General features: G+C 67.0%; 13 protein-coding genes. 5 read left to right on the forward strand and 8 right to left on the reverse strand.

From position 1 onward, the window contains the following. Positions 1–105: 105 nt before the first annotated feature. The gene (locus OK17_RS13085; RefSeq protein ID WP_461417695.1) at positions 106–687 is read right to left on the reverse strand and encodes an HdeD family acid-resistance protein; all 582 of its coding nucleotides are present in this window, start codon (positions 685–687) and stop codon (positions 106–108) included. Positions 688–776: 89 nt separating this feature from the next. On the opposite strand from OK17_RS13085, the gene OK17_RS13090 reads away from it, so the two are divergent. Then, positions 777–1,643, forward strand: a complete 867-nt coding sequence (locus tag OK17_RS13090; protein ID WP_461417696.1) for an acyl-CoA thioesterase domain-containing protein — start codon at positions 777–779, stop codon at positions 1,641–1,643. Between the two features lie 68 nt (positions 1,644–1,711). Next, positions 1,712–2,773, forward strand: a complete 1,062-nt coding sequence (locus OK17_RS13095) for a DUF4185 domain-containing protein (RefSeq protein ID WP_461417698.1) — start codon at positions 1,712–1,714, stop codon at positions 2,771–2,773. Positions 2,774–2,853: 80 nt separating this feature from the next. On the opposite strand, the gene OK17_RS13100 is transcribed toward OK17_RS13095, so the two are convergent. From OK17_RS13100 to OK17_RS13110, 3 genes are all read right to left on the reverse strand, one after another. Continuing rightward, positions 2,854–3,558, reverse strand: a complete 705-nt coding sequence (locus OK17_RS13100; protein WP_461417699.1) for a DUF305 domain-containing protein — start codon at positions 3,556–3,558, stop codon at positions 2,854–2,856. A 71-nt stretch (positions 3,559–3,629) separates the two neighbouring features. Continuing rightward, positions 3,630–4,055 (reverse strand): hypothetical protein, encoded by a 426-nt coding sequence (locus tag OK17_RS13105; RefSeq protein ID WP_461417700.1) that lies wholly within the window; start codon positions 4,053–4,055, stop codon positions 3,630–3,632. Between the two features lie 19 nt (positions 4,056–4,074). Then, positions 4,075–5,346, reverse strand: a complete 1,272-nt coding sequence (locus OK17_RS13110; protein ID WP_461417726.1) for a phosphatase PAP2 family protein — start codon at positions 5,344–5,346, stop codon at positions 4,075–4,077. Positions 5,347–5,594: 248 nt separating this feature from the next. Here OK17_RS13110 and OK17_RS13115 point away from each other — a divergent pair, with 248 nt between their 5' ends. Both OK17_RS13115 and OK17_RS13120 read left to right on the forward strand, forming a co-directional pair. Continuing rightward, positions 5,595–5,810, forward strand: a complete 216-nt coding sequence (locus OK17_RS13115; protein ID WP_005194730.1) for a hypothetical protein — start codon at positions 5,595–5,597, stop codon at positions 5,808–5,810. Positions 5,811–5,880: 70 nt separating this feature from the next. Next, positions 5,881–6,651, forward strand: coding sequence for a deoxyribonuclease IV (locus tag OK17_RS13120; RefSeq protein ID WP_461417701.1), 771 nt, complete (start codon positions 5,881–5,883; stop codon positions 6,649–6,651). 4 nt (positions 6,652–6,655) lie between these two features. On the opposite strand, the gene OK17_RS13125 is transcribed toward OK17_RS13120, so the two are convergent. Beyond that, the gene (locus OK17_RS13125; RefSeq protein ID WP_454771248.1) at positions 6,656–7,204 is read right to left on the reverse strand and encodes an Rv2253 family sensor-like surface protein; all 549 of its coding nucleotides are present in this window, start codon (positions 7,202–7,204) and stop codon (positions 6,656–6,658) included. A gap of 274 nt (positions 7,205–7,478) precedes the next feature. Here OK17_RS13125 and OK17_RS13130 point away from each other — a divergent pair, with 274 nt between their 5' ends. After that, positions 7,479–9,314, forward strand: coding sequence for an acyl-CoA dehydrogenase (locus OK17_RS13130; RefSeq protein WP_461417702.1), 1,836 nt, complete (start codon positions 7,479–7,481; stop codon positions 9,312–9,314). 87 nt (positions 9,315–9,401) lie between these two features. Here OK17_RS13130 and OK17_RS13135 read toward each other — a convergent pair whose 3' ends face one another. The 3 genes from OK17_RS13135 to OK17_RS13145 form a co-directional block, all read right to left on the reverse strand. Continuing rightward, entirely contained in the window at positions 9,402–10,217 is an 816-nt protein-coding gene (locus tag OK17_RS13135; RefSeq protein WP_232717111.1) for an LppU/SCO3897 family protein, read from the reverse strand. 192 nt (positions 10,218–10,409) lie between these two features. After that, positions 10,410–11,189 carry an SDR family NAD(P)-dependent oxidoreductase gene (locus OK17_RS13140; RefSeq protein WP_006868824.1) on the reverse strand — a complete coding sequence of 260 codons (780 nt, stop codon included), beginning with the start codon at positions 11,187–11,189 and terminating at the stop codon, positions 10,410–10,412. A gap of 81 nt (positions 11,190–11,270) precedes the next feature. Next, positions 11,271–12,968 carry a VanW family protein gene (locus OK17_RS13145; RefSeq protein WP_232717080.1) on the reverse strand — a complete coding sequence of 566 codons (1,698 nt, stop codon included), beginning with the start codon at positions 12,966–12,968 and terminating at the stop codon, positions 11,271–11,273. Positions 12,969–13,144 lie beyond the last annotated feature (176 nt).

Raw genomic sequence — 13,144 nt, forward strand, 5'->3', positions numbered from 1 at the left:
GCTATCGCTCCTCACACCTCAGCCGGCGGAGAGAGCCATCGCTATCGCTCCTCGCACCTCGAGCCTGGGGGCTCGTCGCGTGCGCTCCGCGGCCGGCTGCGTGGATCAGGCCGCAGGCTCGGCCGGTGCCTCGACCTTCTTCGGCAGCGTCAGCAGCGTGGCGATCGACAGTGCGACCAGCATGATGCCGCCGACCCAGGTCAGGACCTCGAGCGAGAAGACCGGCAGGATGATCATCACGATGCCGGCGATCACGGAGATGATGCCGGAGAGGATCAGGAACCAGGTCGGGCTGTGGCCGGACTTGGTGACCGCGCCGTAGAGGTCGGCGACGCCTTGGAAGATCCAGCCGATGCCGATGAACACGGCGAGCAGCCACAGCGCGTCGCCGGGGCTGAAGACCGCGATGACACCGGCGATCAGCACGATCGCGCCCACGATCCCTAGCAGGACACGGGTTCCCGTACTCAGGAACGACGCCGCGAACGCCTGGTAGATGCGGAAGATACCGGCGATGATCAGCGAGATCGCGAACAGGATCGCGACCACGACGATGGTCGGGCCGGGCCAGAGGATGGCGACGATGCCGAGGACGATGCCGACGATCGAGGTGAGGATCAGGGCCGTCCGGACGGCGCCGATCAGTTCATCAGGGAAATGCTTCGTGTACGCCGTCGCAAATGTCATGGTCGAAGGTTATCGCCCGGAGGGCCGTAACACGCTGTCCTTGAGGGCCTGTGGCACAAACTGATACTCGTACGGGTAGTAAGTATCGAATGACCTCCATCGCGTTCTTCGAGAGGGCCGACGACCCGTCCGGCGAGATCCGGTACCGTCCGACCACATTCGCAGCGAGTCTCTGGGCTCCGGGAACCCTCAACGGTCCGGCGGTGTGCGCGCTCGCCGCCCGGGCGGTCGAGGTGGAATTCGGCACGGAAGAGTTCCTGCCCGCTCGGTGCACGATCGATCTGTTCAAGGCCGCCCGTGACGTTCTCACCTCCACCCGCACGCGACTCGTCCGTTCCGGCGGGCGCATCCGCGTCGTCGATGTGGAGATCGTCCAGCATCCGGAGGGCGCCGACGAGGTGGTCGTCGCGCGCGGGACGACAGTGTTTCTGCGGACGTCGACCAACCCTCCGGGGGAGCGGTGGCACCGGCCGCCGGAAACCGTCACCTTTCATCCGCCGGCGACCACCGGCGACGACCTCGCACCGCGATTCGCCTCCGACGCACCGGACGGCGGTCTCGGCGAGTGGCAGCGCGACATGTCCGGTCATCAGAACGGTCACCGTAAGCGGATCTGGACCCGCGCGGCCCCGATCGTGCCGGGCGAGGAGCCGACGCCCTTCCAGCGCGCGGTGGTCAGCGCGGAGTCCGCGAGCCTGGTCTCGAACTGGGGTGATACCGGCATCGGTTTCATCAATTGCGATCTCACCGTCGCGCTGAGCCGCCTACCCCACGGCGAGCGGGTCGGCGTCGAGGCGGACGTCCACATCGAGGACGACGGGGTCTCGGTGAGCAACGCCGGCCTCTACGACGCCGACGGCATGTTCGGGACGGCGCTCGTCACGGCGGTGAACAACGCTGCCGCCCAGATCGACTTCACCACCGTGGACACCTCCGAGCGGTATCGCGAAGCCTGAGGAAAACCCGTATTCACCCAGGTGAATTACTTCCCACAGGGCTCTCAGGTCTTGATAAGGTCACGCCCATGACACGACACCTTCATCGGCTGCTGCTGGGTCTCGTCGTCTCGACCCTCGCGTTTGCCCTGACGTCGACGCTGGCCTCGCCGGCGCAGGCCGGCAACGTGGCGGGCCCGGCGAGCATCGTCAACCGCCTCACGGGCCCGTTCGCCATGAACGACACGATCGGCCGCTACAACATCGTCGGCACCGACCTGGGCGTCATGTGGGACAACGGCCGCGGTGAGATACTCACCGCCTTCGGCGACACCCAGTCGTTCAACGGCTGGTCACTGCTCTACGGCCAGCTGTACTACTGGCGGTCCAACGTTCTGCTGCGCAGCACCGACCGCAACCTGGCCGACGGCATGACGTTCACCTCCCACGCCGGCCGTCCTGGCCACGCCAAGCGCCTGCTGAAGCCGAACGTGCGCAAAGAGGTCACCATCATCCCGACCGCGGGTGTCGCCGCCAACGGCAAGCAGTACATGACCGTCATGTCGGTCAAACGCTGGGATTCACCGGGCATCTGGACGACCAACTGGTCGGGCCTGGTCGTCTCCGACGACAACGGGGAGAACTGGCGCGCCCTCAACGCCTTCCGCCCGAACGGCGGCGGCAACAAGAAGTTCCAGATGGGCGCCTTCCTCAAGGTCGGCAAGACCATCTACTACTACGGCACCCCCGACGGCCGCTGGGGCGGCGTCTATCTCGCCCGGGTCGACGAGAAGGACATCGAGAACCTCGGCAAGTGGGACTACTTCTCCTACGGCCGCTGGGTCCGCAACAACCCCGGCGCGGCCACCCCGGTGATGGGTGCGCCGACCGGCGAGATGTCGGTCGCCTGGAACGACTACCTCGGCAAGTACATCTCGCTGGCCAGCCAGGACATCGGCGTGACACTTCGCACCGCCGACAAGCCCTGGGGCCCTTGGACCTCCGGCGAGCTGGTGGCACCGTCGGCCGACCCGTACACCGGTTACGCGCCGTACATCCACCCGTGGTCGAAGGGCAGCACCCTGTACTTCACCTACTCGATCTCGATCGGTTACCAGGTCTACCTGATGAGGTTGCCGCTCAAGCGATGACGCCAGCGATGTGGGGCGGTTCGGGGATCTCCTCGAACCGCCCCACATCTCTTTCTCGGTGTCAGTTCTGGGTCACGGTGTCAGTTCTGGCCCAGCATCGCCCTCATCTGGTCGATCTCGGCCTGCTGCGTCGTCCTGACCTGTGTGGCAAGTGTTCTGGTGGCCGGGTCGGTGCCGTTGGCCAGTACCTCGTCGGCCATCGCGATGGCACCCTCGTGGTGCCGGATCATGCCCTCGAGCCACAGTCGGTCGAACTCCCCGCCGCTCGCCTGACGGAGGGCCGCCATCTGCTCGGCGGACATCATTCCCGGCATGTCCCCGTGCCCCATATCCTCGGGCCCCATGTCCCCGTGGTCCATGCCGTCACCGTGGTCGGAGTCCTTGTCGTCGTCCATGTGTCCGGTGACCGGCACACCCCACGACTTCAAACGCGCTGTCATCTGGTCGATCTCGTCGTCCTGCGCGTCCTCGATGGCGTCGGCGAGGGTAATCAGTTCGCGGTTCTGCGTCCGGCCCTCGACGAGGTCGGCCATCATCACCGCCTGCCGGTGGTGAGGGATCATCTCGGTGGTGAACTCGACGTCCGCGTCGTTGTGCTTCGCGGCGGGCGACTGGCCGGGCGCCGTCGCGACCGCCTGGGACGAGGTCTCCGGGCGGTCGGCCGTGGTGCTGCCGGAAGGTGAATCGTCGGATGAACACCCGGCGAGCGTGAGTGCGAGCGCGGCGCCGACGGCGGTTCCGAACCCGGCGCGGCGTCGGACAATTGCATTGTGCTGTAAAGACATCAGGATTTCCTTGCTGAGAGTTGTCGGGTATGACGCCACCGCGGACCCGACGGGGGTCCGCAAAAATCCCCTCAGCAGCGGATCACCTGTAATTGCAGGTGGTTTCGGATCGCCCACGGGGGCGGACGCCCCAGGACGGCGACGCCCCGACGAGCCGGACGGCACAGCCCGGCCACCGACAGGGACAGGAATGCCCATACGAGTAGGACGAGGGCCACGGGCGGGATGTCGACGCCGGCGGCGCGGGTGAACACACACGCATGGTCGTGGTCGCCGCAGTCGTCACCGGACATCGACGGAGGCTCGCCCATCACCGCGGCGGGCGCCATCTGCGTGTCTCCCACCGCGTGATGACCGGCGTGGCCGGGGTGGGCGTCGGAATGACCGGGCGCCGTGCCCGGACCCGCGATCACGGTGTGCATGAGCATCACCGCGAGCGCGAGAGGAAGTATCAGCCCCCGGAACCGGATGGCAGTCCGGGGCGCGGGCCGGCTCACCTGTCCCAGGCTAGCGAGGTCAAGACGCGGGCGTCGAGACCTTCTCCGCGTCGGGATCCTCGGTGCCGGAGTCGACGTCCGCGGCTTCTGCATCGGCCTCCGCGGCCCGCCGCTCCTGCCGCGGGATCAGGTACTTCCGGTCGATGATCCGGTAGACCGCGATCACCGCTGCGGCGAGACCCCACCCGAGCAGGATGTCGAAGATGTAGTGCTCGGCGGTGTAGACGAGGGCGAAGGCCATCGCCAACGCGTAGCCCATGAACAGTGTTTTCCCGAGCGCCTTGACCCGTGGCCACATGAAGAGCGCCAGCAGCATGGTGAGGCCGGCGTGCAGCGACGGGATGGCCGCGACGAGATTGGACTTGCCCTGTCCGAGCGTGACGAGCTGCGACGCCATGCTGATGTTCAGGAAGTTCCAGCCGCGCGCGGAGATCCGCTCGACGTACGGTGCCGCGTCGGGGTACGCGTTGTCCAGCGGTCCGAGGAGACCTCCCGGCTCGTCGGCGTCCTGTGAGTACATGCAAATCGGATCGCGGGGATAGTCCTGCACTTCGACGGCGGTGCATCGCGCCGCCGCCCACGGCGGTGCGCCGGGGACGAGGGTGTACCCGATCAGCGCGAGGAATGTGGTCGCCACGAAGCAGGCCGCGTAGCGGCGCCAGGCGTGGCGATCCTTCAACCACAGCCAGGCGGCCACCGCGTAGGGAACGATGAAGTACGACATGTAGACCACGCTGACGATGACCTCCCACCACGGAGGACTCGCCTGTTTGAGCTGTTCCTGCAGCCACGCGGTCGGGGTGACGTCTCCACCCATGAGCCATTTGTCGAAGTCGATCGCCAGATGCCAGTGGGTCGGCATTCCGACGATCTGGGCGATGTTGCGCGTCCAGTCGTAGAGGATCAGGATCAGCGCGAACGGCGCCCAGTCGAGGATGATCGTGATGAACTTGCGGCGCCCGATACTCGCCGCGGCGAGGCCGAGGCAGAGCAGGATGATGAGCCGCGTGCGGTCCCACGCCAGGCCTTCGAGGTAGATGTGCACCGCCATCACCAGGAACCAGGCGGTGACCGCGATGCGCCGGACCATGGTCAGGTCGCGGCGGTTCTCCGGATGGGCTTCCATCTCGGCGGCGGCCGCCAGGTCGTCGAGGACCGGGGCCATCTCCGGCGGCTCGGCGTCCGGTCCCGGCCGACCGGACGCCGACAGCGTTCCATCCGCCGAGGTCGTGTCATCAGGCTTCTGGCCCTCACGGCGCTCCGAGGACTTACCCGACCGCGGGAAGCCCACCGACTCGTCAACACTCACCCGACACAATCCCGCCCGTCACGCCCCGCAGGGCACCCACGCTCGTAACCTGCCGTCAGTGTAATGGCCATGTCCGGTTGGCGAGCCACCGCTGCGCAGCACGTGCGTGCCGGTCGTCGTGACCACCTCGATCACCCGCGTCGACGACCCGTTTCGGCGGATTCACGCCCCCTGGACGTGTCGTGGATCACACTGGAGACCTGCAATGTCCCACCCCGGAGGAGGTCTCGGTGCCCAATCGCTACCTGCGCTACGGCGACCAGCGCTACATCATCACCAAGGAGGCGGAGGCTCGGCTGAACCGCACCCTCGATGCGGTGTACTCCGACGGGACCCGCGGTCATGAGTGGCTCAACCTGTACCACGACAGTGCGGCCCCCTGCCGCCTGCTGATCGCGGCCGGGGTACCGATCACGATCGAGACGGAGCCTGCACCGGGCGAGTGAACCGACGCGTCGAACGAGCCGATCCCGGGCACCGGCGGTGCCGCCCGGAGGCGGCCACTATCGTTGATGCATGCGCATCGGAGCACACCTTCGCGAAGACACCGACCCGTTGGTCACCGCCGCCGAACTCGGCATCGACGTCTTCCAGATGTTCGTCACCGATCCGCAGAGCTGGAAGAAGCCGCAACCCAATCCGCATGCGGCCGCTATCCGCGAATCCGACATCGACGTCGTGGTGCACTCCAGCTATCAGATCAACGTCGCGAGCCTGAACAACCGGCTGCGCATGCCGTCGCGCAAGGCCGTCGAACAACAGGCCGCCGCAGCCGCCGAACTCGGGGCCTTCGGCCTCGTCGTGCACGGCGGGCATCTACGGGACGGCGAGGAGTCCGCCGAGGGATTCGCCAACTGGCGCAAGCTCTTCGACCGCCAGGTCGACAAAGGCGGCTTCGGGGTCCCGATCCTGATCGAGAACACCGCGGGCGGCGATCACGCGATGGCACGCACCCTCGAGTCCATCGACCGGCTGTGGGAGGCGGTCGGCGACTTCGAGCAGGCCGGCTTCTGCCTCGACACCTGCCACGCCTGGGCCGGCGGTGAGGACCTCGTCGGACTGGTCGAGCGCGTCAAGGAGATCACCGGACGTATCGACCTGGTGCACCTCAACAACTCCCGCGACGAGTTCGACTCCGGCCGCGACCGCCACGCCAACCTGGCGTCGGGTCAGATCGACCCCGAGGTCCTCGCCGCCGTGGCCAAGGCCGCCGACGCGCCGGTGATCCTCGAGACACCCGCCGAAGGCATCCCCGCCGACCTCGCATACCTGCGCTCGGCGCTCTAGCCGCTCACGACAGATTCCATCCCGGCACCGGCGGCGTGACCGGGTATGCCGCCACGTTCATGTCAACGGTCCCGTCGCAGGGCCCGCCGTCGATCGTGGTGCGCCACACGCCTTTCAGCGTGCCGTCGCCCTGCGGGGTGTAGGTCGCGACCGACGTCGCCGGCCGCCACACCTTGGGCACGCCCTCGCCCTGCCAGCAATCCCACTCCCAGTCGTAGCGATGCACCCAGGACCCCCCTTCCCAGGTGTAGCGCGGCGGCTGCGGCAGCGTCGGATTGGCGGGTTTCGGGCCGTCGACCACCGTGGCCACGCACGTCCCGCCGTCGCATGAGCTCCGGAACGTGTAGTCGTCGGAGAAGTCCGGTTCCGGCTGCCGCGCGGCGAGGCTGGTGCCTGTCTTCGACGCCGCAAAGCGTTTCAGCGTGTACACCCCGTTCCACTCGGGATCCGCGGCGTTCGCCGGGGCGGCGCTCACCATGGGCGCCAGCGCCACCGCAGCAATCACTGCCACGACCGTGACGATCCGAGCCCGGCTTCCACTTCGTATGTCCATGCGCGATTGGACCGCATACGCCCGCCACCTGCAGCGGTTACCGGATTTGTCGCGCAACATAGTGCGCCCCTCCCATCGGTCAGATCACACAGATGAACGATTGATCCCCCGGCGATATGGGGCTATATTGGCGGTTACCGGCGAGTAACTTAGCTCGAACCGAGACAGCTACACCACGCCCGGCCGGTACCTACTTCAACCAAGTGGGGTCGGACCGGGACCTGGCAACAACACCGTCATCACGCATACGGCCACACCAGAGAAGGAATTCACCATGGGCCATTACAAGAGCAACATGCGCGACCTGCAGTTCAACCTGTTCGAGCTGTTCGAGCTCGACAAGGTGCTGGAGTCGGGCGACTTCGGCGACCTCGACCACGAGACCGCCGTCGACATGCTCCGCGAGGTCAAGGCACTCGCCGAGGGGCCCATCGCCGAATCCTTCGTCGACGCCGACCGCAACCCGCCGGTCTTCGACCCCGAGACCCACAGCGTCACCATCCCGGAGAGCTTCAAGAAGTCCTACAACGCCCTCGTCGAAGGCGGCTGGGACAAGATCGGCATCCACGAGGAGCTCGGCGGCCTTCCCGCCCCGCGTTCGCTGTACTGGGCCATCGGCGAGATGATCCTCGGCGCCAACCCGCCGGTGTTCATGTACGCCGCCGGCGCCGGTTTCTCCGAGATCTTCTACAACAACGGCACCGACGAGCAGAAGAAGTGGGCCACCATCTGCGCCGAGCGCGGCTGGGGCGCCACCATGGTCCTCACCGAGCCCGACGCCGGTTCGGACGTGGGCGCCGGCCGCACCAAGGCCACCCAGCAGGAGGACGGCTCCTGGCACATCGACGGTGTGAAGCGCTTCATCACCTCGGCCGACCAGGACATGACCGAGAACATCTTCCACCTCGTCCTCGCCCGCCCCGAAGGCGCCGGCCCGGGCACCAAGGGTCTGTCGCTGTTCTTCGTGCCGAAGTTCCACTTCGATTTCGAGACCGGTGAGCTCGGCGAGCGCAACGGCGTCTTCGTCACCAACGTCGAGCACAAGATGGGCATCAAGGCCTCGGCCACCTGTGAGGTCACCTTCGGCCAGCACGGCGTTCCCGCCAAGGGCTGGCTCGTCGGCGAGGTCCACAAGGGCATCGCGCAGATGTTCGAGGTCATCGAGCACGCTCGAATGATGGTGGGCACCAAGGCCATCTCGACGCTGTCGACCGGTTACCTGAACGCGCTCGAGTACGCCAAGGAGCGCATCCAGGGCGCCGACATGACCCAGATGACCGACAAGGCCGCACCGCGTGTGTCGATCACCCACCACCCGGACGTGCGTCGTTCGCTGATGACCCAGAAGGCCTACGCCGAGGGCCTGCGCGCGGTCTACCTCTACACCGCGTCGCACCAGGACGAGGCCGCCGCGAAGATCGTCTCCGGCGCCGACGCCGAGATGGCCGCCCGCGTCAACGATCTGCTGCTCCCGATCGTCAAGGGCGTCGGCTCCGAGCGCGCCTACGGCACCCTCGGCCACGAGTCGCTGCAGACCCTCGGTGGTTCCGGCTTCCTGCAGGACTACCCGATCGAGCAGTACATCCGTGACTCGAAGATCGACTCGCTCTACGAGGGCACCACTGCCATCCAGGCGCAGGACTTCTTCTTCCGCAAGATCATCCGCGACAAGGGCCAGGCCCTGGCACACGTCGCCGGTCAGATCCAGAGCTTCATCGACTCCGAGGCCGGCAACGGTCGCCTGAAGACCGAGCGCGCTCTGCTGAAGACCGCCCTCGAGGACGTCCAGGCGATGGCCGCCTCCCTGACCGGCAGCCTCATGGCCGCCCAGGAGAACTCGGCCGAGCTGTACAAGGTCGGCCTCGGTTCGGTCCGCTTCCTGATGGCCGTCGGCGACCTGATGATCGGCTGGCTGCTCCTCCGTCAGGCCGAGATCGCCCTCAAGGCACTCGACAACGGCGCATCGGACAACGACAAGGCCTTCTACGAGGGCAAGGTCGCCGTGGCCGGCTTCTTCGCCAAGAACATGCTGCCGCTGCTCACCGCCGTCCGCGTCACCGTCGAGAACGTCGACAACGAAATCATGGAGCTCGACGAAGCGGCTTTCTGATCTCTGCCGCAAACCCACCCTAGATCGGCAAACCCACCACCTTGCGAGGCGGTGGGTTTGCCCATTTCTGGTGGGTTTGCGGACCGGTCACTCGAGCAGTGAGACGCAGTATCCGGTCGGCTTGGGGCTGGCCACGTAGTACTTGCCCTGTCCCTCAGGACAATCCGGCTCCCGCGATTCCTTGGTCTCGACCTTGAAGTTGGTCGCCTCGCCCGCCGGAACCGGCCCGCCGCAGTCGATCTCGCGGGCCCGGGCGAGCGACGTCGCGTCTGCGCCCGACGATTCGGGCAGGTGATAGCACTTGCCCTCCTGGAAGACCTGCGCCAGACACAGGACCTCCTTCTCGTTGCCGGCGAACCAGAACGTCGAATAGCTCAGCCCGCAGCCGAATCGACCGAACGATTTCGAGGCGACGACGTAGTGGAAGTCGGTGTTCTCACAGGAGATCTTCTTGGCCCGTAGAGAATCCGACGAGGACGTGATCGCGAGGCACTGCCCGACCTCGACGTCGTCGGCATCGGAGACGATCGATCCGTCGCTGTTCCGGACCAGCAGCACCGCGCCGGCGATCACCAGTCCGCCCACCAGCAGTGCAACAAGACCGAGCGTGATCCAGAGTCCCTTGCGACTCTTCTTCGGCGGCGGACCCCAGGGTCCCGGCGGATATGCTCCTGCCGGTGGCTGTCCCGGGTACGGCCCCGGCTGACCCGGATAAGGCGACTGCCCGGGGTACGGGGCCTGTCCGGGGTACGGCGCTTGTCCGGGATACGGGGCTTGTCCGGAATACTGTCCGGGCGCAGCCTGATACGGCGGGCCGGCGTTCGGTGGATACGGTCCCTGCGGTCCCGGCCGGCCCTGATGGCCGTGGCCGGGATACCCGGGCCCGGGTGGCGGCGTGGTCATCCGGCGAGCGTAGCCCGATACCCGGCCGGCCGAGCTCGGCAACTCCGCAAAACCCACCCCTTTCGGCAGATCCACCACCACGGGAGGGGTGGGTTTGCCCAGAAAGGGTGGGTTTGCGGACGGGGCCCCGCAAACAGCCGAACCCACCACCCCGCAGGGCAGTGGGTTCGGCAGAGAGTGAGTTGGTTCGGACTACTTCGGTGGCATCCGGATGCCGCCGTCGACGCGGATCACCTCGGCGTTCATGTAGCTGTTGGTGACCAGCTCGACGACCATCGAGGCCAGCTCGTCGGGAGCGCCCAGACGGTGCGGGAACAGCACCGACTCGCCCAGCTTCGCCTTGAACGCCTCGGCGGCCTCGCCCTCACCGTAAATCGGGGTGTCGATCAGGCCGGGGGCGATGGTGTTGACGCGGATACCGACCGCGGCCAGATCGCGGGCGACCGGCAGGGTCATGCCGACGACGCCGCCCTTGGACGAGGAGTACGACGCCTGGCCGATCTGGCCGTCGAAGGCGGCGACACTGGCCATGTTGACGATCGCGCCGCGCTCGCCGTGGGCGTCGAGCGGCTCGTTGCGGCTCATCGCGGTGGCGGCGAGGCGGATGAAGTCGAAGGTGCCGATCAGGTTGATCGCGATGACCTTCTTGTAGGCGTCCAGGTTGTGCGCCGAACCGAACTCGCCGTCGCGGCCGATGGTGCGCTGCGCCCAGCCGATGCCGGCCGAGTTGACCAGGGCGCGCAGCGGGCCGAGTTCGGTGGCCGCGTTGATGGCGGCTTCGATCTGTTCGGTCGAGGTGACGTCGACGCTGACGAAGACACCGCCGATCTCCTTGGCGAGCTCCTCCCCCTTGTCGGCGTTCAGGTCGGCGACGACGACCTTCGCACCCTTGGCCGCCAGCTGGCGGGCCGACGCGGCGCCGATGCCCGACGCTCCACCTGTGACGATTGCACTAGCTCCGTTGATATCCACGTCTCGGAATATATCGAACGTTCGTGAGATGTGGAACACATGCGGGGCATTGTTCCATTCACCTCACGGTGCGGGCCGGGCTCAGATGCACTTGACGATCGGCTCCGGCGCGTAGCGCACGGTCCGGGTGTACCGGTTGACCTCTTGTCCGGTGCGGGCGTCGCGGATGATCCGGGTGTTCGACGTCGTGAAGCCCTTGCTGCCGCTGCTCGCGATGCAGTCGTCGCCCTTGGGGAGCTTGATCCGTTCCGGTTCGGTGGGGTCGGTCCGCTCGCCGGTGATCGACTCGACCTCGAAAGCCTTGGTGCCCCACAGCCTCACGGTGACCGCGGCCGGCGACCAGCTGGTCTCGATGAGCACACCGTGCCGGGTGTTGTTGCGGAACTTCAGGTCGATCGCACCTTCGAAGACGGTGGCCTCCCGGGCCTCCGGGTAGCGCGAGATGTAGTACGCGTGCTCGGTGTGGTCGACGTCCTCGAGTCCCGCGAAGTAGGCGGCGTTGTAGAGGGTCGTCGCGAACTGGGAGATGCCGCCGCCCACGGCCGTCGCCGCGCGGCCGTTGTTGATGATCGTCGAGTCGACGTATCCCTCGGCCGTACCTCGCGGACCGGTATGGCCGTTGAGTGAGAAAACCTTGCCGGGCAGGACCAGCGCACCGTCGACCTCGGCCGCGACGAGGCGGATGTTCTCACCGGAGGCACTCGAGAAACCGTCGGTGGTGTACTCGCTGATCAGCTCGTTCACACCGAGTTTGCGGGCGGCGTCGGTGGTGAGCTTGGGGTCGACGTCGTCGTAGACCACGTCGGCGGTGCGGTTGCCGCCGTCTGCGGTCGCGGTCGTCGCGAGAGCCTGAAGTGTCTTGTCCCAGTTGATCTTCGAGCCGATGACCGCGGGCACGACGGTCGGTCGGCCGCTCGCGAGGCTGAATCGCGCACTGACCGCGGGCCGTTGGGAGGGATCGAGCTCGGGAGCCAGCGATTTACGGGCCGTCGTCTCGTCGACGCGCGGCGTGAGTCCGCCTCGCCCGTCCGGTCCGAAGGTAAGCATCGCTGCGATGTCACCTGTCGGGACCTCGACAGTGCGCTTGCGCCGGTCGACCAGCTTCACCGGCGCCGACGTCGCGCGGTCGGCGGGGCCGGCCACGGTGGCGGCGACGACCGCCGAGCTCACGGTCGGCGAGAAGGGTTCCATCGGCAGGTCCACGGGCATGCCGTCGAGCCAACGGTCGACGAGCACGGCCGCGGCGGCCTGACGGGCGACGCGCTCACCCGGTGCCGGCTCGTCGCCGACCGGCGTGGCGCCGTCATAGTGCACGCCACCTTCGACCGCAGCCTTCTCCAGCGACCGACGGTTGGCGTCGAGGGCCTTGTTCATGGTGGCGGGATCGATCGTCACGACGGGCTCGACGTCGAGGTGACGGCCGAACAGTGACAGGAAGCGGGTCACCGGGTTCCGCGGTTGTTCGAGGAGACGTGCGCGGGTCGCGTCCGCGTCGAAGGTGAGACCCAGCTCGGCGGGTGCGACCTCGGCCGAGCCCTCGGGAGTCCGCAGGACGACTGGCTGCGTGGAACGTGTCGTCAGTTCTTCGATGACGGGATCGAGCTCGACGGCGTCGCGGTTGCTCGCCGGGATCCCGCCGATGACGGCCCCACGGGCGGAGTGATCGCGGGAGGCCACGAAGTCGATGGAGAGGGCGAGCGTCAGGATGACGACGACGACGATCGCAGCGCGTACCGCGTGGCGTGCTCGCCCGGCGCTCGTGGTCACAACTCCATCCATCACGGCTGAATACCTGGGCCAGTCGGGGGGGTGGCCGCAGAACTCATACCCCAGAAATGTAGGTGCTCCGGCTGAGCTGTCGGGTCGGGGGTCTGACAGCTCTGCCGGAGCTGCCTTCATGTTTACGCTACTTTTCGGCCATTGACACGTCCGGGGCCACGTTTAGTCCAAACATG

The organism is Gordonia sp. GN26 (assembly GCF_054823965.1).

Excerpts from the sequence above, each read along its gene's own strand:
- OK17_RS13085 (WP_461417695.1), bottom strand. The coding sequence starts at position 687 with ATGACATTTGCGACGGCGTACACGAAGCATTTCCCTGATGAACTGATC.
- OK17_RS13090 (WP_461417696.1), top strand. The coding sequence starts at position 777 with ATGACCTCCATCGCGTTCTTCGAGAGGGCCGACGACCCGTCCGGCGAG.
- OK17_RS13095 (WP_461417698.1), top strand. The coding sequence starts at position 1,712 with ATGACACGACACCTTCATCGGCTGCTGCTGGGTCTCGTCGTCTCGACC.
- OK17_RS13100 (WP_461417699.1), bottom strand. The coding sequence starts at position 3,558 with ATGTCTTTACAGCACAATGCAATTGTCCGACGCCGCGCCGGGTTCGGA.
- OK17_RS13120 (WP_461417701.1), top strand. The coding sequence starts at position 5,881 with ATGCGCATCGGAGCACACCTTCGCGAAGACACCGACCCGTTGGTCACC.
- OK17_RS13125 (WP_454771248.1), bottom strand. The coding sequence starts at position 7,204 with ATGGACATACGAAGTGGAAGCCGGGCTCGGATCGTCACGGTCGTGGCA.
- OK17_RS13130 (WP_461417702.1), top strand. The coding sequence starts at position 7,479 with ATGGGCCATTACAAGAGCAACATGCGCGACCTGCAGTTCAACCTGTTC.
- OK17_RS13135 (WP_232717111.1), bottom strand. The coding sequence starts at position 10,217 with ATGACCACGCCGCCACCCGGGCCCGGGTATCCCGGCCACGGCCATCAG.
- OK17_RS13145 (WP_232717080.1), bottom strand. The coding sequence starts at position 12,968 with ATGGATGGAGTTGTGACCACGAGCGCCGGGCGAGCACGCCACGCGGTA.